This is a genomic window from Microcoleus sp. PH2017_08_TRC_O_A (genome assembly GCF_020738665.1).
In the GTDB taxonomy this organism is placed as follows: Bacteria; Cyanobacteriota; Cyanobacteriia; order Cyanobacteriales; family Microcoleaceae; genus Microcoleus.
In genome coordinates this window covers 1-20,919 of record NZ_JAEQCE010000094.1, presented here as the reverse complement: position 1 = coordinate 20,919, position 20,919 = coordinate 1, and the positions used below count along the sequence as shown (strand labels likewise).

General features: G+C 46.2%; 14 protein-coding genes and 2 pseudogenes. 9 read left to right on the top strand and 7 right to left on the bottom strand.

The features are described 5' to 3' along the window. Positions 1 to 90 precede the first annotated feature (90 nt). Positions 91 to 990, top strand: a pseudogene (locus JGK22_RS26775) (PrsW family intramembrane metalloprotease); the annotation flags it as partial. 34 nt (positions 991 to 1,024) lie between these two features. Here the strand turns inward: JGK22_RS26775 and JGK22_RS26770 are convergent. The 3 genes from JGK22_RS26770 to JGK22_RS26760 all read right to left on the bottom strand — a co-directional run bounded on the left by JGK22_RS26770 (position 1,025) and on the right by JGK22_RS26760 (position 2,766). Continuing rightward, positions 1,025 to 1,657 carry a PEP-CTERM sorting domain-containing protein gene (locus JGK22_RS26770; RefSeq protein ID WP_293192659.1) on the bottom strand — a complete coding sequence of 211 codons (633 nt, stop codon included), beginning with the start codon at positions 1,655 to 1,657 and terminating at the stop codon, positions 1,025 to 1,027. A 109-nt stretch (positions 1,658 to 1,766) separates the two neighbouring features. Further along, the gene (locus tag JGK22_RS26765) at positions 1,767 to 2,447 is read right to left on the bottom strand and encodes a PEP-CTERM sorting domain-containing protein (RefSeq protein WP_293192657.1); all 681 of its coding nucleotides are present in this window, start codon (positions 2,445 to 2,447) and stop codon (positions 1,767 to 1,769) included. A gap of 28 nt (positions 2,448 to 2,475) precedes the next feature. Next, on the bottom strand, positions 2,476 to 2,766 hold the full coding sequence (locus JGK22_RS26760; RefSeq protein ID WP_293314133.1) for a hypothetical protein: 291 nt from the start codon (positions 2,764 to 2,766) through the stop codon (positions 2,476 to 2,478). A 219-nt stretch (positions 2,767 to 2,985) separates the two neighbouring features. Here JGK22_RS26760 and JGK22_RS26755 point away from each other — a divergent pair, with 219 nt between their 5' ends. Both JGK22_RS26755 and JGK22_RS26750 read left to right on the top strand, forming a co-directional pair. Beyond that, on the top strand, positions 2,986 to 4,179 hold the full coding sequence (locus JGK22_RS26755) for a transposase (RefSeq protein ID WP_293314131.1): 1,194 nt from the start codon (positions 2,986 to 2,988) through the stop codon (positions 4,177 to 4,179). 106 nt (positions 4,180 to 4,285) lie between these two features. Next, a complete protein-coding gene (locus tag JGK22_RS26750; protein WP_293185321.1) occupies positions 4,286 to 5,338 on the top strand; it encodes a Gfo/Idh/MocA family oxidoreductase in 1,053 nt (350 codons plus the stop codon). 350 nt (positions 5,339 to 5,688) lie between these two features. On the opposite strand, the gene JGK22_RS26745 is transcribed toward JGK22_RS26750, so the two are convergent. Beyond that, positions 5,689 to 6,684, bottom strand: a complete 996-nt coding sequence (locus JGK22_RS26745) for an SGNH/GDSL hydrolase family protein (protein ID WP_293314128.1) — start codon at positions 6,682 to 6,684, stop codon at positions 5,689 to 5,691. A 313-nt stretch (positions 6,685 to 6,997) separates the two neighbouring features. Between JGK22_RS26745 and btpA the strand changes: the two genes are divergently transcribed. From btpA to iscB, 5 genes and pseudogenes are all read left to right on the top strand, one after another. Then, entirely contained in the window at positions 6,998 to 7,882 is an 885-nt protein-coding gene (btpA, locus tag JGK22_RS26740) for a photosystem I biogenesis protein BtpA (RefSeq protein ID WP_293199131.1), read from the top strand. A 540-nt stretch (positions 7,883 to 8,422) separates the two neighbouring features. Next, positions 8,423 to 9,349 (top strand): vitamin K epoxide reductase family protein, encoded by a 927-nt coding sequence (locus JGK22_RS26735; protein WP_293185307.1) that lies wholly within the window; start codon positions 8,423 to 8,425, stop codon positions 9,347 to 9,349. Positions 9,350 to 10,881: 1,532 nt separating this feature from the next. Further along, positions 10,882 to 13,017, top strand: coding sequence for a CHASE2 domain-containing protein (locus JGK22_RS26730; protein ID WP_293208082.1), 2,136 nt, complete (start codon positions 10,882 to 10,884; stop codon positions 13,015 to 13,017). 462 nt (positions 13,018 to 13,479) lie between these two features. Then, positions 13,480 to 13,728 (top strand): hypothetical protein, encoded by a 249-nt coding sequence (locus JGK22_RS26725; protein WP_293185313.1) that lies wholly within the window; start codon positions 13,480 to 13,482, stop codon positions 13,726 to 13,728. A 249-nt stretch (positions 13,729 to 13,977) separates the two neighbouring features. Continuing rightward, positions 13,978 to 15,250 (top strand): annotated as a pseudogene (gene iscB, locus JGK22_RS26720) (RNA-guided endonuclease IscB). A 69-nt stretch (positions 15,251 to 15,319) separates the two neighbouring features. On the opposite strand, the gene nadB reads toward iscB, so the two are convergent. The 3 genes from nadB to JGK22_RS26705 all read right to left on the bottom strand — a co-directional run bounded on the left by nadB (position 15,320) and on the right by JGK22_RS26705 (position 19,180). Further along, positions 15,320 to 16,972, bottom strand: a complete 1,653-nt coding sequence (nadB, locus tag JGK22_RS26715; protein ID WP_293185314.1) for an L-aspartate oxidase — start codon at positions 16,970 to 16,972, stop codon at positions 15,320 to 15,322. A 587-nt stretch (positions 16,973 to 17,559) separates the two neighbouring features. Further along, complete coding sequence (gene psbU / locus JGK22_RS26710) at positions 17,560 to 17,994, bottom strand: photosystem II complex extrinsic protein PsbU (RefSeq protein WP_293185315.1); 435 nt, start codon at positions 17,992 to 17,994, stop codon at positions 17,560 to 17,562. Between the two features lie 202 nt (positions 17,995 to 18,196). Further along, a complete protein-coding gene (locus JGK22_RS26705) occupies positions 18,197 to 19,180 on the bottom strand; it encodes an adenylate/guanylate cyclase domain-containing protein (protein ID WP_293185317.1) in 984 nt (327 codons plus the stop codon). 463 nt (positions 19,181 to 19,643) lie between these two features. On the opposite strand from JGK22_RS26705, the gene hisF reads away from it, so the two are divergent. Beyond that, complete coding sequence (hisF, locus tag JGK22_RS26700; RefSeq protein ID WP_293185318.1) at positions 19,644 to 20,414, top strand: imidazole glycerol phosphate synthase subunit HisF; 771 nt, start codon at positions 19,644 to 19,646, stop codon at positions 20,412 to 20,414. Positions 20,415 to 20,919 lie beyond the last annotated feature (505 nt).

The window sequence follows — 20,919 nt, the reverse complement described above, 5'->3', positions numbered from 1 at the left end:
TTGGTTTCACGTACTTTGCCATATTAGTATTATGGATCGCCATGTACGCATTGTCCAGTCTTGTCCAATAAATTAATGATTAGAGGCATACCGATCGCCTCCACCGGCAAACAATTAAGTCAAAAAGCCTACTTATATCCAGGTATTGCCACAGTTATCTTTGTCGTGTCGCTGTTTGTGGCCGTCGGAAATTCCGCAGCATTCAACTTTCTGCTGTCAGCCTACCTCGCCGGTGCAGCTTACTACTTTATCTATCAACTGTGCGGCAAACACAAGCCGTGGTGGGTATTGCTTGGTACCGCTTTAGCTACAGTTCTGATATTGCTCAGCCCCTTATTGATTGGATTTATCTTAGTATTTAGAGAAATTTTGCCCGGTCGCTTGCCAGCAGAAGGCGAAGAAATCAGTTTTTTGCCTTTTTTAATCAGAATGTTCTTCGGGGCGGGTCTGATGGAAGAATTGCTGAAAGCCTTGCCCGTTTTGGGAGCTTTGATTCTGGGCAATTTGCTAAAAAATCCGTGGCGCGATCGCATCGGCGTTTGGGAACCATTAGACGGAATTTTATTAGGAAGTGCCTCAGCAGTCAGCTTTACACTATTAGAAACCCTGGGACAGTACGTCCCCCATATCATCCAAAATGTCACCCTGCAAGCAGGCCCCGAAGCCGGACAATTAGTAGGATTGCAATTGCTAATTCCCCGAATTTTGGGTTCCGCCGCCGGACACATGGCTTACAGCGACTATTTGGGATATTTTATCGGTTTGAGCGCCCTCAAACCCACGAAGCGCTGGCAAATTTTAGGCGTAGGTTATTTCAGCGCTTCCGCACTTCACGCCTTGTGGAATGCGTCAGGTGCAGTCAGCGTACTTTTGCTAGCATTAGTCGGAGTTTTGTCCTATGCGTTTTTAGTAGCCGCAATTTTGAAAGCCCGGGCTTTGTCTCCCAATCGATCGCAAAATTTTGCAACTCGAATATTTTCCGAAAAATGATTGCTGAGAGCTTAATTGTTAACAGTCGCGCGCGTCAAGCTGCCATTTTTTTCTTGTGTTTCAACCAGCTTAAACCTGCCAGTGCTAAACCTGTCCCTGCAAATGTTATCGGTTCGGGAACTGGTTCGGCTGCGGTATCCACTAGGGAGTAAGAAACCCGCGCACTGCTGATAATTGTACGACCTCTGCCCAAATAACCCTGCCTGTTGCTAACTATTGTCTCACCATACCCCCAGAAATAAGATGCCCACGTACTGATCGCCTCCTCGGTACCCATATACCAGGTTGCCCTGCTCTCAAACTTGATGTAATCAGTCCCTCCTCGTGCCTCTTCTCTCGTCGCATACTCCACACCCGATGCTTGCAGTCCGCGAAAATTCCCTTGATTAAATAAAGCTATAGCCCCTGCTAAATCATAGTCATTTTTATAGACCCTGATAGGGGTGTTAAATCTTCCCTCACCCACTGCAATTTTTTCAGATCCTATTCCTGTCAGTGAGGAATCACTAAACTTAAAAAAACCACTACCTCCACCCTTTTCCACTTGAAAATTGTAGGTAAGGACGGCTGCTTGTGCTTTCTCAACTGCTGCCACTGACACCGCTGCAAAACCTAGAATTGTGCTGGCGATCGCACTTCCGAATCTCTGCCGTTGTTTCCGATTCATAATTTGCCTCTTCGCTACATTAAATTGGCGTGATTTTCTGTGATTGTTGGTCTGATTTTTCTTCTTAAAACCGCCCTTCACTGTTTGTTGTTAAGAGCGATCGCACCCATCATACCGCCCTTTTTTTCTGGGATTTAAACCAACTCAAACCAGCCAGTGCTAAAGCTGTACCCGCAAATGTTAAGGGTTCGGGAACCGGTTCGGCTGCCGTATCCACTAGGGTGTAAGACATAGGCACGTAGTTAAGCTGTTGACCCGCACCTCGGTCTATTATTTGTCTTAATTGACCGCCACTTAAGTATGTAATTAGGATACTACTGTATCCCCAAAACAAAGGTTTCCCATTGCCCATAGCAGGATACATACGCCAAACTGCCGAGCCCTCATATCTAGTATAAACAGGCCCTCCTTCTGCATCCGGAATGTTAGTTTCTGAAATCGAGTAGTCGCCACCGCTTGCTATCAGTCCCTGAAATTCCCCACCCTTGAACTCAGCTTTTGCCCCTGCTAAATCGTGGTATTTTTGAGGTGGCTTTTCTTCATATAGGCCCCTGCCAGAGGGAGCTGTAAAACCATTAAATTGTCCCTCAGAAACTGCTATTTGTTCAGTTTCTCCGCCTGTAAGCGAGGAGTTACTCAATTTAAAAAAACCGCTCGATCCGGCCACTTGAAAATTGTAGGTGAGGACGGCTGCTTGTGCTTTGTCAACTCCTACCAATGAGACGGCTGCCAAACTTAAAATTGTGCTGGCGATCGCACTTCCTAATCTCTGCCTTTGTTTTTGATTCATAGTCGGCCTCATCAGATTTTACTTAAGTTTAGTTTGTTGCTGACAGCGATCGCCAGTAAGTATCCGCATTCTTAACATAAATTCTTTTGAATTCAAAGATTGCCCAATCTAAATATCGAATTACTACGGATGCGATTTCTCCCAAATTTGTATTATTTGTTACTTGTTGACTGGGAATTTTTTGCCCAAACAACAGAAATGTTCGATCGTCCTGGAAAAATATGCCGATCGGTTTGTATTGTGGCGATGTGTCGGGCGATTCACGATCGGGATAACTAGGCTTCACAGATTCAATTTCATATTTTAGCGATTTTGTCAATACCCAATTCCCTGAAAAGGGATCGGGTTCCTACTGCCTTTGGCCGTCTGCCTTCTGGCTTCTGTCGCCTGCCTTCTTCCCTGTTTCTTCTTCACCTGTCTTAGAAATTCTTCACCGAAAAACCGGCGGGAAGCCCCTGGCGACCGACTTGGAGAGGAACGCTGCTGCGGCGACCGCCGCCTTGAGCTATCTTTAGTCATATGTGATATAATTAGCGGTATGGAACAAGTTTTGACAGTAGCTTGCAAGATTGAAGTCTCTCCCGAAGTTGCCCCTAAGTTGGAGGCAACGCTTCAGGCGTTTTCTGATGCTTGCACCTACATCAATCAAACTGTTGACCCTAAGCTGACAAATAAACCCCGCATTCAAGGCTTGGTTTATGAGCAGGTGAGGGAGCAATTTGGGCTGTCTGCCAACTTAGCGATTCGGGCAATCGCCCGTGTCTCTAGCAACCGTAAAACCGCCAAACAAAAAGGCAATCCCGTCCGAGCATTTAAGCCAACTAGCGTTGACTATGACGCTCGAATCTTTGCTTTTAGAGAGAAGGATTGGACGGTTAGCCTGACGTTGGTGGGCGGTCGGGAACGCTTCAAACTTGCCATTGGTAATTACCAGGTTGGACTGCTTAAGGGAGCGAATCCTAGCAGTGCGACCTTGTGCAAGCGTCAGGATGGAAGCTACTACGTCAACATCCAGATTAAGTCTGAGGCGACCGAGCCCATCCCATCCAAACGAGTGATTGGCGTAGATCTCGGTCGCAGAGATATTGCAGTTACCAGCCTTGGCGATCAGTGGGATGGAAAGCAGATAACGGACGTTAGAGACAAATTTGCCAGAGTCAGATCATCGCTCCAACAAAAAGCCTCGAAAGGCACAAGATCTACTCGCCGCAGGGCAAGACAGATTTTGCAACGGCTGTCGGGACGTGAACGTCGCTATCAAACTTGGCTAAACCATAACATCAGCAAATTGATTGTGCTGTCTGCACTTCAACACAATGCCATCATTGCGATTGAAGATCTGACAGGAATTAGAGAACGCACCAATCAGCAACCTCGAAGCAAGACGGAACGTAGACGCTCTAACATTTGGGCATTCTTTCAACTGCGATGGTTTCTGAGCTACAAAGCCGTGAAATACGGGGTGGAAGTGGTGGCTGTCAATCCTGCCTACACCAGTCAAACTTGCCACAAGTGCTTGCACATTCATCCGATAAAAGGCAAGTCTTATCGAAGTGGCAAAGTGTTTAAGTGTGGACACTGTGGCAATCATTGTGATGCTGATGAGAATGGTTCAAAGGTGATTTCAATCGTTGGAGCATCCGTAAACATGCTCGGAGGTTCGGTGTTGTCTTGCAACCTTGCAGACTGCATCAGGGCTACAGAAAGCCCCCGGCTTAAGGTCGTGGGGTAGTTTACAAATAGTTTGACTGTGGTACTATCTGGATGGCTGTGAGTCGATCGGGAAGCCAACGGGCTTGATTCCTGTGGTGGAGGAGAATCCAGGAGTGCTAGATAGGATGTCATTGGGATACGGAAATGTTTTCGGTCAGCGAAGTCAACTCGAACCCCTCCGCATTGGGGTTATTGGAGTTGGCAATATGGGTCAGCACCACACGCGAGTTCTGAGCTTGCTCAAAGATATCGAACTCGTAGGTGTTGCAGATATAAATGTAGAGCGGGGAATTGATGTAGCAAGCAAATACCGGGTTCGCTTCTTTGAAGACTACCGGGATTTGCTTGCCCACGTAGACGCAGTTTGCGTCGCCGTTCCAACTCGCCTGCACCACCCTGTGGGGATGTCTTGTCTCCAAGCAGGGGTTCACGTTTTAATTGAAAAGCCGATCGCGGCTAGCATTGCTGAAGCCGAATCTTTGGTCAATGCGGCTGCTGAAGCCCACCGGATTTTACAAGTGGGTCACATCGAGCGCTTCAATCCAGCTTTTCAGGAACTCGGCAAAGTGCTGAAAACTGAAGAATTACTGGCATTGGAAGCTCACCGGATGAGTCCCTATTCCGATCGGGCCAACGACGTATCGGTAGTTTTGGATTTAATGATCCATGACATCGACTTGCTCTTGGAATTGGCAGATTCTTCAGTGGTGAAGCTGACGGCCAGCGGCAGCAGGGCCTCAGATTCAGGTTATTTAGACTACGTAACAGCGACGCTGAACTTTGCTAACGGCATAGTCGCCACTCTGACTGCCAGCAAGGTGACGCATCGCAAACTCCGTTCAATCGCCGCTCACTGCAAAAATTCTTTGACAGAGGCAGATTTTCTCAACAACGAAATCTTGATTCACCGACAAACAACCGCCAATTACGTGACGGATTACGGTCAGGTGCTTTACCGTCAAGATGGGTTGATCGAGAAAGTCTACACCAGCAATATTGAACCGCTCCATGCAGAATTGGAGCATTTTATTAATTGCGTGCGGGGTGGCAATCAGCCTTCTGTCGGAGGAGAACAAGCTCTCAAAGCTCTTCGGCTTGCAAGTTCGATCGAGCAAATGGCTCTCGACGGTCAAGCTTGGTATCCCAAAGAGCTAGAGTCTACTTTGCAAGTTAGCTAAATCGACAAAAATTGTGTCGTTTCCGGGTGCTTCTACAGTTTGGGTTGGTTGTTCGTTGAAAAGGGTAACTGTTCGGGCGCAACCGGATTCGATGTAAGTCGATTTGAGATTTTCAATTTGAGATTGACTTGCAGTATTGAATCTGAGGGCTTAAACAGTCGATTTGAGATTTTCAATTTTCAATTTGAGATTGACTCCTATCCTCTATAGGGGGATTCAACAGTCGATTTGAAATCTGAGATTTGAGATGAAAGAATTGACTCCAAAGATGAATCTGAGGGCTTGAACTAAAATTGAAATTTTGGGTTCTCTACAATCTAAGTATGGCAAGTATCTGTTTTTGACTCAAATTACAATTTAGGTAAAAAAACAGCGACTATTTGACGGCTGATGGTTTTGCTAACTAACTGATTTCCTTGAGGACTGAGGTGAATGCTGTCTCTATACAAAGTTGAAATTTGAGCCGCACAATTGGCTGCACAATTGAAAATGGGAAGAAAATCTATGTAAGTAATTTTCTCACGTTCGACGAGTTCGGCGAGACGCTCTCTAGCCTTGATTTCCCAGTCGCGAGAGCCAGAGTCGCCGAATTCGCCCCGCTTCGGCGTCACGGCTAGCAAAAACTTGACGTTGGCCGATACAGCTATTTTCTGGATTTGGCGAATAGCTTCTAAGTTGCAGCCGACTACATCGCTTTCGGCTGCTGGTGGTGCTAATTGGCGAGCCGGCAGTGTTGGTAGCAGGTAGCGGCTCAATAACTCTAGTGTCGCCGATCGAGGTTGGCGATCGGGATAAGATCGATCGCGCCCCACAACTTCAGCACAGGGAGCCGATGCAAACAAATCGTCCGTATTCAGCAGCAAAACCAAAACCTTTGCTCCAAAAACACCAAACCGCTTCGCATAAGCAAGTTGATTCCTCGGCCCCCAAGAATTGGCTGAAGCGTTGAGAACTTCAAAATCCGAATAGTTGACTTTTGCACCTGATTGTGAATCGCTCGTCAGATTCTGTACTTGCAGCCTCAACTGCCGAACCAGAATTTCCGAGATGGTATCTGTCTGATCTGTCCACCAACCGCCGTTGGCGACAGAATCACCCAACAGCAAGATACGCAGAGTTTCGGGAGTGGGAGTTGGGGCGATCGATCCAGTACGCATCGAATACTCGTTAATCTCGATCCGGTTCCCGAAGCGGCGCACCCTCTGGTTGGGCGCCAACAAATAGCCACACTCGGCATCGGCAATGTAAATCAAGGGATTACCAAAACCCAGCAGCACGCGCAGCAGCACTTCGATTGCAACCCACAATCCGGAGGTGAGGGCCAAAACGATCAGAACAACTTTCAAGAATTAACCTCGATCGAAAACGGATACTTGCTTGGGCACAAAAGTCGGGGAGATGCCAAAATTTTAAACCAAAGTTCAAGCCCCCAGATTCATGTCTGGAGTAAATCGACAGACTGCAAGTAAATCTAAAATCTAAAATCTAAAATCTAAAATCTAAAATCTGAAATCGACTAACCGCTGCTAAATTCCGGCTTTTACCGACAGTCCCCGCACAATTGAGTCATCCGAATCGCCCCCGTGGATATAGAATTCTAGAATATACCGTCAAAACCCGCCGTCAGCCGTCAGTGAAATTGGTGGTTTCAGGAAACCCGTGGACTTAAAACAAATATTCAAAACGCCGAATCCCATAATCGGTGTCGTACATTTACAGCCTTTGCCAACTTCTCCCCGCTGGGGCGGGAACCTCAAAGCTATTATCTCAAGAGCCGAGCAAGAGGCTACTGCGCTGGCTTCTGGCGGCGCAAACGGTATCATAGTCGAGAACTTTTTCGACGCTCCTTTTGCCAAAGACAGCGTAGATCCGGCTGTGGTAAGTGCCATGACTCTGGTAGTCGAGAGGCTAACCAATCTGGTGACACTGCCGATCGGTATTAACGTGCTACGAAACGACGCCCACAGCGCGATCGCCATCGCCTCCTGCACGGGAGCCCAATTCATCCGCGTCAACGTCCTCAACGGCATCATGGCTACAGATCAAGGCTTAATTGAAGGCCAAGCTCACCAGCTACTGCGCTACCGCCGGGAATTGGGCAGCGATGTCAAAATATTCGCAGACGTGCTAGTCAAGCACGGGCGCCCCCTCGGCAGCCCCAACTTAACCACAGCCGTCCAAGAGACGATCGGGCGCGCCTTAGCCGACGCCGTAATCCTTTCTGGCTGGACAACCGGCAGCCCTCCCAATCTCGAAGACTTAGAACTCGCGAGTGCAGCAGCGGGGGAAATTCCTGTTTTCATCGGCAGCGGCGCCTCGTGGGAAAACGTTTCCACGCTCATGCAAGCCGCCGATGGTGTAATTGTATCGAGTTCCCTGAAGCGAAACGGCCGCATCGAGCAGCCGATCGATCCGATCCGCGTCAGTCAGTTTGTCGAAGCCGCCCGCCGCAGCTTTTCCCAGAAAGAGCTCGAACAACAAAACATTGAGACAAATGGTTCAAGAGGGTCAACACCGGAACCGGGCAAAGTCAGTCAATTTTAGATTTTAGATTTTAGATTTTAGATTTGAGTCCACAGATTCATCTGGGAACTCGAACAAAAGTCTAAAATTTTAGTATCGACTCTGACCCTCGTGTCGGAAACCAAATACCCGTTTTGGGGTGGGTCGGAAGTAAAATGTAAAATAGGAATGGGCCAAAGAGGGAATCGGCCAAAGAGGGCATCGGGAATCGGCCAAAGAGGGAATCGGCCAAAGAGGGCATCGGCCAAAGAGGGCATTAGTTAGTTGTTGGTGCTTCTATAGCGGTTTTCAGAAAGATGAGGTATGACTGACAGCTTATATAAGCACTAAACTGGGCACAAGCCCAACTACGTCCGCGAACCTTTTTGAGAAGTGCTATATGTTATTTATCGTATGTATGTTTGTTGTTAGTTGTTGGTTCTAATGCCCAATGCCCTGTTTGCCCAATTCTCAATTCTCAATTCTCAATTCTCAATTTTCAATTCCCCATTCCCCATTCCCCATTCCCCATTCCCCATTCCCCATTCCCCATTCCCCATTAGCAATTACCAAATCAAAAAAATGATTCGCCGACGTTCAACCCCTTGGATTCATCGCTGGTCTAGAACTGCGATCGCAGCCATCGCAGCCATCGGCGTCGTAGAAACGGCCTATCTGACGATCGCTAAATTCACGACAGGCTCAGTCATTTGTCCCACCAGCGGCTGCGACAAAGTTCTCAACAGTCCCTACGCTACAGTTTTTGGCACAGTGCCTTTAAGTTTATTAGGTTGTCTGGCTTACCTGAGCATCGCAATTTTGGCACTCGCTCCCAAAGCCGTCAATCCAGACACCAATAAAGGTCTGCACTCTCAACTAGAAAATCAAACTTGGCAAGCGCTATTTATCATCACCGCTGCGATGGTAATTTTCAGCAGCTATTTGATGTATTTGATGTCTTTTGAAATTAAGGAACTGTGCATTTACTGCATCAGTTCCGCCGTATTTGCGCTGTCGCTGTTTGTGCTGGTGCTAGTCGGCCGCGAGTGGGAAGATATCGGACAGTTGGTGTTTACAGGTATTTTGGTAATGATGGTAAGTTCGATCGGCGCCTTGGGACTGTATAACAGCGTCAGTTCACCTGCTCCTTTTGTTTCTTCTACCCCCGGAATTCTACCCCCAGCCGTGACTACAACCTCCGGCCCTGCACAAATTGCTTTAGCCCGCCACCTCCGACAAATTGACGCCAAAGAATACGGTGCTTACTGGTGTCCCCACTGCCACGACCAAAAAATGCTATTCGGCAAAGAAGCAGCCAAAATAATTGATTATTTTGAATGCGATCCGAAAGGGCAAAATTCCCGTGCTGAAATTTGCCAAGCTGCTGCTACGAATATTAAAGGTTTCCCGACTTGGGAGATTCAAGGTCAGTTTTATTCGGGGACGCAAACTTTGGATAAACTCGCCGATTTATCCGGTTACACGGGCCCGCGCAACTTTCAAAACTGACAGAATAGTTAGAAATTTTAGATGACAGATTTTAGATGGTGAAGCAGTAAATATCCGTAGGCAAGTTATTTGCTCGTTTCCTAGTGCTGCGAAATTAATCTCAAATCTGCCATCTAGGATTAATATTTATAAATTAGTAAAAATTAGTCAGGTCGAAATTTGCCAAAAAGTGGTGACTATCTACTAGGCTGTCTGCGAATAAATACTATAAATTTTACACAAAAACTCCAGAAACCGGGTTTCTGCTGCCAGAGTCATTACACTCAAATGGCACTCATTCGATCGCTATTCTGAAAATTATCTGCGTTCATATAGCGGTTCGATCGAAAGATTAGCGGACGCTTTGTTCAGTTGACAGTTGACAGTTGACAGTTGACCGCACGGGTAGCACTTGACAAAAAAAGTAAGAGGATTGGAGTAATGAATAGTCTGATTTTAATTTATCCCGAAAAAGGTTCCGGCTTTAAACCAATTTTTTATGGTAATCGGTAAGTGGTTCAACAGTTGACAGTTGACAGTTGACAGTTGACAGTTTGAGAGCGATCTCTACCTAGAAGGAAGAGGATTGGAGTAATGAATAGTCTGATTTTCATTTCTCCCTCAAAGGTTCCGGCTTTAAACCAATTCTTTCTGGTAAAAGGTAATCGGTAATCGGTAGAAAGGGTCTCTTGGGTTTATGGTGGATATGGTATCAAACACAACTCTTCGCAATTCTGTGATGCCCTCGGAGTAAGGATATCCGGTTTGCCGACCGCCACAAACTTATAAAAAATATCAGAAAAAAGGTGGCGTTTTAAAAGCTTAGAATCCAATTACCAATTACCATCACCAATTACCAATTACCAACCAGCATAGCGCACCGAAAAACTAAACAATTCGACAATCAAAAATCAACAATCTACCCATCTGCCGCACCGCACAACCGAAAAATTGCGATCGTCTAAAATCAAAAATATAAAATCGACTGAGCAGAACCCCGTGAAGACTTCAACAGTTGACAGTTGACAGTTGACAGTTGACAGTTTAAGAGCGACCTCTACCTAGCGCTCTTCTATCACTCACTTGAAAGGAAAAATATGACCATTTGATAATGCTTAGGGGCTTGCAGCTTAATACTATACCAATCATTTGGCTACTCCTTCGACAATACAATTGCATGGCTGGGATTTTATTTCTACGCAAGTCCCTTATCTAGTATGGCCTTAAGAATCGATTTTCTAACACCTTCCTTTGTTGGGAGCATTTGGGAAGAGATCCTTTGCTGTCCTGTCTTCGAGAATTTACTATCATGAAAGTGACGAAAGAGCGCTAGAAGTCCGAGGATTAGAGTAATGAATAGTCTAATTTTAATTTCTCCCTCACTCGTGTTCCGGCTTTCAACCAATTCTTTCTGGTAAAAACGATCGATATGTAGTAATACCTTATAGCCTTTCTCAAAAAGGTGAGGTATGACTGACAGGTTATATAACCACTGAAACCAAGAGGGCTCTCTTCCCAACAACGTCCGCGAATCTTTGTGAGAACCGCTATATATGCTCTTCAGGCGAGGCGAACATCCCCAGAATATGCTAAAAACTATCAAAAAATGGCTCGATCGAGAACGCCGAGTATTAATTACTGCGAGTGCCGTTGGCGGTACGGTGATTCTACTGCGCTGGTTAGGATTTTTGCAGGCGTTGGAATGGGCTGCTTGCGATCGCTTTGTACGCTGGCGGCCCCCCGAACCAATGGACTCGCGCATCGTCATTATCGAAATTAACGAAGCTGACTTGCAAAAATACGGCTACCCCATTTCCGATGCTGTATTGGCCCAATTGCTGCAAAAATTGCACGCTGGCAAGCCGCGGGCGATTGGCCTCGACGTTTACCGAGATTTGCCGACTCAACCGGGTAATGCCGAATTGGTCAAAACTTTTAAAACTATTCCCAACTTAATTGGGATTGAGTTAATGCCAGACGAAACCAGATTTGGAGTGCGCCCGCCTCCGGTACTGGAAAAGCTCGATCGCATCGGTTTCAACAACGTTGTCCTCGACGCTGACTCAAAAGTGCGCCGAACTTTGCTCTACGCTTGGCCTGGAAACGGCAAAACCCATCAAAGTTTCGCGCTGAGACTGGCTTTGCTTTACCTCGAAACCGAAGGGATTTCCCCTGAACCTGCAACAGTCAATCCTAAATACTTGCAGTTAGGTAAGGGGGTGTTTCAGCGTTTTAAACCGAATGATGGTGCTTACGTGCGATCGGACAGCCGCGGCTATCAAATTCTCACCAACCTGCGCCACCCACGAGGCAGTTTTCGCACGGTATCGATGAGCGACGTGCTTTCTGGCAAAGTACCGGTTGATTTTGTGCGATCGCGCGCTGTCTTGATCGGCTCAACTGCCCCCAGCCTCAAAGACTTTCACCAAAACGCTTACAGTTCTGGTTTGTTTGCTCCTCCCCAGCCAGTACCTGGAGTTGAGCTTCAGGCTAATTTCTTGAGCCAAATTTTGAGTGCGGCCCTCGACGGGCGCGAGGGTATTAAAGTTTGGCCAGAGGCGGCGGAGTGGCTGTGGATTTTACTGTGGTCTTGGACGGGAGCAAATGTGAGCTGGAAGTTGCGATCGCTCGGGCGATCGGCTTGGTCTTTATCAAGTATCTGTGTAGGATTAAGTGCTAGTTTATACATAGCATGGTTGGCCGGTTGGTGGCTGCCGTTAATTCCTTCCATCCTCAGTCTGTTGGGTTCTGGCTGTGCAGTTGTAGCTTATCTGGCTCACATACAAGAAGAACTCAAACGGTCTAAAGAATTTTTACAATGGCTAATCGATACAATTCCCGACCCAATTTTTGTCAAAGATAGAAATCACCGCTGGGTTGTTTTGAATCAGTCATATTGTCGGTTTATCGGCTATCCTTTAGAAATTTTAATTTCTCGCACCGATTACGAGTTATTTCCCCAAGCCGAAGCGGATATATTTTGGCAGCAAGACGAATTAGTATTGCAAACTCAGCAGCCACTAGAAAATGAAGAATATTTTACTGACGCTCACGGAATTACCCATCTGATTTCGACTAAAAGATCCCTGCATAAAGATGCTGCGGGGAACCTATTTTTAGTTGGAGCGATCAGAGATATTACCGAACGCAAGCGCCTGGAAGATGCCCTCAAGCAAAAAAATGCTGAACTCAGCCACCAAGCCTATCACGATGCTCTCACCGGTTTGCCGAACCGCAAAATGTTTCACGAATCCTTGCATCTGTCCCTGGAAAGAGCCTCCAGCAATCAGGAATTGGTAGCTTTACTGTTTTTAGATTTAGATGGATTTAAGTCAATCAATGATACTCTCGGACATCATGCGGGTGATTTGCTCTTACAAGCAGTGGCCGGGAGGCTCAAAAAATGCTTGCGCGGTAGCGATATTATATCGAGGTTGGGTGGCGACGAATTCACTGTCATCTTGCCGGGAATTCCTGGTAGCGAAGAAGCTGCGAAAGTAGCTCAAAAAATTTGTGACACCATTATGCAGCCTTTTACTTTAGAAGAACATACAGTTTCTGTAACTACAAGTATTGGCATTAGTTTGTATCCAATTGACGGTCAAGAGTCAGATATTTTAGTTAACAATGCTGATGCTGCGATGTATCGTGCTAAGGAAGGCGGGAAAAATCAATATCAATTTTCGTAATTAATCTCAGTTCAAAAACACAATCCAACTGTAAGTCAGTGGTGCCAACTTTTATGCTTAAGTTATTTTCAATTCTTCGACTTACAATCTTATTATAAAACATTGTATAAGATGTCATCTATCATTAGATAGATTTATAAAAATATGCAGCTTAAGACAGCAAATAGCCGTCTCATTTAAATGTTAAGAAATATAAAAAAATTGGGATTAGTTTCAAAAAAGACGGCAACGGCAAGCCCGCGCTCCAAACGGTTATGGAGTAAGTCATTCCCATAATAAATCGCAAATTGTAGCAGACTGGAGACCCAATTCAAATCGCCAAACAGCATTGATTAAAAAGAATTTAAGTAAACTTACAAAAATTAATTAAAGGAAATGTAAAGACATAAGTGGAACTACGTAAATTCATAGATATAATAGGTTGTAGGGACGTGCATCTATTTGAGTGATTTGGATAAGACTATGAACACTATGCGTACTTTGATTGGGATCACCACAACGATAACTCTGGCTGTCGGCCTGCAAGTCAGTACGATCGGCATTGCAAATGCCGCCTTACTTGCTGGCAACTCAACCAGCTACTCAGCAAAAGACCCATCGACCTCCACAGTCTTGACAGAGGCGCGCACATCTGAGGCGCCCAATAACCCCAAAAAATACGAACCAGATCCCAATGGAAGTCCTAAAAGTGACGGTACAGGGACGCGCTGAACCGCTCCGAAAAACCTATACAGAGCTAGCCAAAGCTAGTCAAAGCTGTACAAAGTCGGAGCGTGCAGTCTAAGTCTTCACTGACTACGTTCGATTGGTCATAACACCTGCGAGTGAACGCCAGCTTGTAGCACTGTTGAGAGTGATTAAGTAATTAGCAAATAGGTTTATAGCTATAGTGTCACTTTCCTAACAAGCCATTTGAACTTTGACGAGGCAAACATTACTTAGAAATAAGGCTGACAGAATATGTCAAATTACATCTTTCTGATAGACAAAAACAAAACACCGCTTAATCCAATCCATCCAGCACAAGCACGGAAACTACTAGATTCCAGAAAAGCCGCCGTGTTTCGCCGCTACCCGTTCACTTTGATTTTAAAGCGAGTCGTTGAAAATCCAAATCTGTATCCGCTGGAACTCAAAATCGACCCGGGTTCCAAGTTTACAGGGATTGCTTTAGTTACAGATCGAGGCAATGTTATCTGGGCGATGGAATTGCAGCATCGCGGACAACAAATAAAAGATGCTTTGGAACATCGTAGAGCAGTTAGGAGAGGACGAAGAAATCGTAATACTCGTTACCGTATAGCTCGATTCCTCAATCGCAAACGCCCTAATGGTTGGCTTGCACCGTCTTTGAAGCATCGTATTTTGACGACGGAAACTTGGGTGAAACGTCTGTCATCGTTCGCACCAATTGATTGTATTGTTCAGGAACTGGTAAAGTTTGATACTCAAGCGATTCAAAATCCTGAAATTTCTGGAACCCAATACCAGCAAGGAACCTTGAAAGGTTACGAGTGCCGTGAATACTTGTTGGAAAAATGGAATCGCCAATGTGCTTACTGCGGTGTCAAAGACGTTCCACTCGAAATTGAGCATATCCAACCAAAGTCATGCATGAGGCTCAGACCGTATCTCTAATCTTTGTCTGGCTTGCCACAAGTGCAACCAACGCAAAGGAAATCGAGATATTAAAGACTTCCTCAAAGGCAAACCAGATGTGTTAAATTGCGTTCTGAAACAAGCTGCATCACCGTTAAAAGACGCAGCATCTGTCAATAGTACAAGGTGGTCACTGTTCAACACCCTTAAGCTAACTGGATTGCCTGTAAGAACGGGAACTGGCGGACAAACTAAGTTTAACCGAATTCGTTTTGAACTGCCTAAAGCTCATTGGATTGATGCTGCTTGTGTCGGCAAGGTTGAAGGTATCAAACTTGTTACTACAAAGATTTTGAAAGTTAAAACAACAGGTTTCGGTGGCAGGCAGCGATGTCAAACAGACAAATTTGGTTATCCACAAAAACATCGTCCCTTGCGTCCTATCTTGGGATTTTGTACAGGTGATATTGTTCGTGCAGATGTTCCCAAAGGTAAATACGCGGGGACTTTTACAGCACGAGTTTGTCCTATGTCGCATGGTTGCGGTGAGTTTGTTATCGACAAAAAAAGGAGGTCTATCAAGTTGGACTATTTAACGCCAGTCCACAGAAAGGATGGTTACGACTATGCTTAGACCTATACAAATTGACCAGGAATGGACAGATGTGTCCAGCAATTAAGTCTCAGTTCCTTACCCAATTTTTCAAAATTCTATGGGCCCAGATTTGTACCAATTCGATTGGTTAATTAAAGTGTGACTGCACCAATCCCGATCGGTGAGGGGATAGTCCAGCCGGTAGTGACCACCGCGACTTTCCGTGCGAAACGCAGCACTTTTGAGAATTAAGTAGCCAATATCCAATAAATTGCCAACTTCCCCCCAATTTCGCAAAACCGAGCTATTTTCGGCATCAGCCGGCGAAAAATCGATCGTTTGTCCGGGCCGTAAATTATCAAGTGCTTGACTCAAAGCCAAAGAGGCAAATTCTTTTCGCCACATCTCTACTTGGACGATCGCACTTTCCAAATCCCTTTGTCCCCGACAAATTCCCGCACTCTGCCACACCAAACTCGGCAATTGGATTCGCAATTTTTCGATCGCCTCAATATCCTGTTGTGAAACCGATTTTTCCAAGATTTCCCCTGCATCTTCCTCCTCTGGTAAGGCTTCGGACTTTTTACCTTCTAACTGCAAAAGTCCCATTTGCGCGCCAAAAACCAGACATTCCAGCAACGAATTGCTCGCCAACCGATTAGCGCCGTGCACCCCCGTGCTCGCAGTTTCTCCCACCGCGTACAAACCCGGAATCGAAGTTTGGTTGAACTTGTCAGCCACAATTCCCCCCATCCAGTAATGGGCGGCGGGCGTCACCGGCACAGGTTCGGCAAAAATATCAATTCCCCAATCAGCGCACACTTGAATAATATTCGGAAACCTGTAGCGCAGTCGATCGCAGTCGATCGGGCGCAAATCCAGCCAAACATGAGGTTCCCCCGTCTTCTGCAAGTGGCGGAAAATAGCGCGGCTGACAACATCCCGAGGCGCGAGTTCCCCGCTGGGGTGAGAGTCAAAAGCAAAGCGATATCCCTTGCTGTCAACTAAATGAGCCCCTTCTCCCCGCACCGCTTCGCTAATCAGAAACCGAGGCGCGCCCGCTTTGCTGAGGGCTGTCGGGTGAAACTGCACAAATTCTAAATCTCGCAGCAGCGCCCCGGCGCGCCACGCAATGGCTACCCCGTCCCCGGTACTTACCGACGGGTTGGTTGTTTGAGCAAAAACCTGTCCGCCGCCGCCTGTAGCCAGCACTACGGCGCTAGCCCGCAGCCATTTGACTTGGGAGTCGCAAATCGAGCTAATGCCCTGACACCGCCCGGTTTTGTCTAGCCACAGACTCAAAGCAAAGGCTGGGGATACGAGTTGAATGTTTTTGCGGTTTAATACTTTTGCTGTCAGGGTACTGACAACGGCTTTTCCTGTGGTGTCGGCGGAGTGGAGCACTCGGCGGCGGGAGTGGGCGGCTTCTAGGGTGAGGGCTAAATCTGGGCCAGTGCGATCGAATGCAACGCCCATTTTTACCAGGGAGTCTATGCAAGCAGCAGCTTCTTCGACTAAAAATTGCACTGCTTCTAAATCGCAAAGACCTGCTCCCGCAGCCAGTGTATCCTGAACGTGGAGTGCTGCGGAATCTTCTGGGGCGATCGCTGCGGCAATGCCTCCTTGAGCCCAATCGCTTGCAGAAACAGGCATAATATTTTTATTGATCAAGCCTACGTGCAAATGTTCTGGTAGACACAGTGCCGTGTACAAACCGGCTGCGCCAGCACCTATCACCAATACGTCAAATTTGTCAGTCATAAGTCAGCCGATTTTAGATTTTAGATTTTAGATTTTAGATTTTAAAATTAACTTTACAGATGAATCAGGGGAAAATAAATTTCGATTTTATATTTCATATTTTAGATTTTATATTGAAATCTACAGATGATTCAAGGAGCTATAACTGTCAAGTTTAGCTTGAATAATTGAATTTTAATCTACAGATAAATCTCGATTTAAACTAATATCTACTAATTTTTTCTTTTTACCAAAAATAATTGGTTGAAAGCCTCTCCCCGATCGGGAGAAATAAAAATCAGACTATTCATTACTCCAATCCTCTTCCTTCTAGGTAGAGGTCGCTCTCAAACTGTCAACTGTCAACTGTCAACTATCAACTGTTGAAAACATCGGAGGCTGGTATGTGTCTTTTGGTGCGAGCCTTTGTGAAGGCATTCGTCAGCCGGAACAGAAGCCATGAGCCATGAACCATAAGCCAAAATTCATGAATTAACAAACCATAGTTCCGACTCATGACTAATGACTCATGGACTCATGAGGGCGGGCACGGGGGCACCGCCCCTACTGACTAATAACTCATGGCCTCAAAAGAGGCTCACTGCTATCTAGTCGTAGAGACCATTATTCAACCTGGTGTCTCCTTCAATAAAGACTGATTCGACATCAGTTACGGTGAATTTGTCCAAATTAGCTTGCAGCACCTTTTTTTGAGCTTCCGTCAAGCCTGAAATGTTGAGTACGTCCTCAACTTTTTCGTAAGGAGCATTCTTAATAATTTGTCCAGCTAAAGTGGGATACAACCCTCGAAAGTCGCGAAAGTCCCGGACGGCGCTGTTGTTCAAATCAAGTTTTTTGCCGTATTCTGTGGCAAGCTTGTCATCGGCGCGATTGGTTCTAGCCGGAACATCAACTGCTATGAGCGAGGCTGATGGCAAGGCGATACGGCTCAGGTTCGCCGCGATCGCGCTCATGTCTCCAGCCCATGCAAAGCAGCCCAGCACTAAGCCCAATACTGCCAATAGACGACCCAATCGTTTCATGAAGTTTTGTCTCCCAATTTCATACACAGCATTTATGTAGAGACTACCATTTTGCTTATGCAGTTTTTCAGATAAATCCCCAGCAGGCCGAGGACTGTTAACAAAATTTACATCCAAGAATTGACATTGCTCTCAATATATGCTATGCAACGTAGTTGAGACGATCGATTAATTTTTGGCTGCACACCCAATTTTCTAGCTATCAAGAACTCTTTCCTTTCCTTTTGAGAAAAGCGTTCAAGTCAGTATAATTACTGCCGTAAGTCACGCTGGGAGTGTCGTAACCCTTCAAAGTAACGATGTGCTGCTCGAAAGCTTCTTGGGCGCCCAATTCCGTCAGGTATTTGTAGGTTGTTTCTCCCACGGCGATATCCTTGCCGATATCCTTGGTGCAAGACTCTAGGCGAAATGCGGCGTTTACAGTGTCTCCCAAGGCGGTGTAGTCCGATCGATCGCTGCTGCCGGAATTTCCCACCATTGCATAACCAGTATTGATTCCAGCCCCGACTCGCAACGGAAAAGGCAGGGGGTAACGGCTGCTGAGTAAATCAGTTGCCTTGTGCAGTTGGCTTAAAGCTTGGCAAATCCGCATCATTTCTTCGCTGCTGACGCCGCTTGGTTTGTGGAACCAGACAGCCATGATGGCATCGCCGATGTATTTGTCCACCCAACTGCCATGTTCGCGAATGATGTGTCCGGCTTTGCGGAACCAATTGCCGATGACTTCCGAGAGGATGGTTTCGTCTAGCTGTCTAGTCAAAACTGTAAAGTCTCGGATGTCCATTACCATGACAGTAATCAGGCTGCGTACCGTCAAAGTAGCTGTAAAATCTTCAGAGTCTGTGTCGTGCAGGCGATCGAGCCGGCGCCCTCCGGTTGGGTTATGGAAGTCCAACTCGGTTTGACCGAAAATAATTCGATCGCCATTTCTGAGAGTGACAGGAATACTCACCCGCCGCCCGTTGACAAAGGAACCGTTGCGGCTGCCCAAGTCGATCAGGTAAAACTCTCCGGTCTCCATTTGCTGTAACATCGCGTGATTTCGGGAAATCCAGCGATCGGTCAATACAAAATTATTGTCATCATTTCGCCCTACTGTCCAGCAATTGCTGCCGGAGAGCGGCAAGTAGCGATTGCCGCTTTCTGTACGAAGTAACAAATGTGGATTGGCTTGCAAAGTCACCACAGCCCTAGAAACAACATCAAGTCAACCGATTTGAGGTTTTCAACTTTAAATTTTAACTTTAGTACGCGGCTCATAACTAAGATTGCCACTAAAAACCTGAAATCGGCTGTTCTAAAAATTTAAAATAGTTTAGTCGATCGATGCACCGAACCCATAAAGCATTGCCAAATTACCGCCTGATAACCACCGAAGGTAGTTACCGCTCGATCATAGGCCAAAGCGTAATATTTTGCACGCCAAAGATGTACCTAGGCAGTTGCATTGGCTGCTTTTTGGCAAAATATAACTTAATTTCTGCTTCTGTTGCCAAAAAAAAAGCTGGACAATGGTTCTCGTCTCAGACAACCCTGTGGTTACACACAAGCTATCTTTGAGATTTGTTGCTACACTTCCACTTTTTGAAGAGTCCAACAAAACCTTTTCCTCGCTGCGGCGCTGAATCAATTAGAAACACGAGAATTTTATGTTGTCGAAAAGAATTTTGCCTTGTTTGGATGTGAAAGCTGGCCGTGTGGTCAAAGGTGTGAATTTTGTCAACCTTAAGGATGCTGGGGATCCGGTGGAAATGGCTCAGGTATACAATGATGCGGGTGCTGATGAGTTGGTGTTTCTGGACATTACGGCGACTCACGAAGACCGGAACATTATGATTGATGTGGTGTACCGGACTGCCGATCGAGTATTTATCCCTTTGACGGTGGGTGGCGGCATCCAATCCTTGGACACCATTAAAAGTTTGTTGAGGGCGGGCGCTGATAAGGTAAGTATTAATTCAGCGGCAGTGCGCGATCCGAGTTTGATTGACAAAGCGAGCGATCGATTTGGCAATCAATGTATTGTATTGGCGATCGACGCTCGCAAACGCCAAGATGCGGACAATCCCGGTTGGGACGTGTACGTGCGCGGAGGGCGTGAAAATACAGGCTTAGATGCGATCGTCTGGGCCAAGGAAGCCGAAAAGCGCGGCGCCGGCGAAATTCTAGTGACAAGCATGGACTCTGACGGCACTCAAGCCGGTTACGACTTATCATTAACCCGCAGCATCGCCGAAGTTGTAGAAATTCCCGTGATTGCTTCCGGCGGCGCCGGCAACTGTCACCACATCTACGAAGCCGTGACGGAAGGCAAAGCAGAAGCAGCCTTACTGGCTTCCCTGCTGCACTACGGGCAACTTAGCGTCGGAGAAATTAAGACTTATCTAGCAAAATGTCAAGTTCCCGTGCGGCAACAGTAGTTCTTTGCATCAGCAAGATTGGTAACAGGCTTTCTGGCCTGTTCCACATCAGCAATAGGCTTTCTCGCCTGTTCCGCGATAATTAGATTTTCCTGTGGGGTGGGCGAGAGGACTCACCCAAAGGCGATCGTTACTGCTGCAAATAGTGCCTGATGCCAGGTGCATTAAACAGCAGAATCTTGTTGATTTTACCTTCAGATAACAGTTTAAGAAAAGCATACAACCAAAGACAAGCTGAAAACTCATAAAAATAATACGGGATGCGGGAAACGAGCGAGACTTTAGTCCTGAGAGGGAAGTGGCACGAGGGAATGAGAGTCCCCGTCTTCTTTCTTTCTTTCTTTCTTTTTAAATATTTTGTTGATTGACCTTGAGATATCTAGTATAATAACTGAAAGTAGACAAATCAACCAATATTCAGGAAAACAGAGGTGAATAAAACCAAAAAAACAATGGGAGTTCAGCAAATATTACTGTCTCCAACCAAAGAAGTTCAAGCCTTGTT

Coding starts and splice junctions, on each gene's coding strand:
- JGK22_RS26770 (WP_293192659.1), bottom strand. CDS start 1,657: ATGAATCGGAAACAACGGCAGAGATTCGGAAGTGCGATCGCCAGCACA.
- JGK22_RS26765 (WP_293192657.1), bottom strand. CDS start 2,447: ATGAATCAAAAACAAAGGCAGAGATTAGGAAGTGCGATCGCCAGCACA.
- JGK22_RS26755 (WP_293314131.1), top strand. CDS start 2,986: ATGGAACAAGTTTTGACAGTAGCTTGCAAGATTGAAGTCTCTCCCGAA.
- JGK22_RS26750 (WP_293185321.1), top strand. CDS start 4,286: ATGTCATTGGGATACGGAAATGTTTTCGGTCAGCGAAGTCAACTCGAA.
- JGK22_RS26735 (WP_293185307.1), top strand. CDS start 8,423: ATGATTCGCCGACGTTCAACCCCTTGGATTCATCGCTGGTCTAGAACT.
- JGK22_RS26730 (WP_293208082.1), top strand. CDS start 10,882: ATGCTCTTCAGGCGAGGCGAACATCCCCAGAATATGCTAAAAACTATC.
- JGK22_RS26725 (WP_293185313.1), top strand. CDS start 13,480: ATGAACACTATGCGTACTTTGATTGGGATCACCACAACGATAACTCTG.
- nadB (WP_293185314.1), bottom strand. CDS start 16,972: ATGACTGACAAATTTGACGTATTGGTGATAGGTGCTGGCGCAGCCGGT.
- psbU (WP_293185315.1), bottom strand. CDS start 17,994: ATGAAACGATTGGGTCGTCTATTGGCAGTATTGGGCTTAGTGCTGGGC.
- hisF (WP_293185318.1), top strand. CDS start 19,644: ATGTTGTCGAAAAGAATTTTGCCTTGTTTGGATGTGAAAGCTGGCCGT.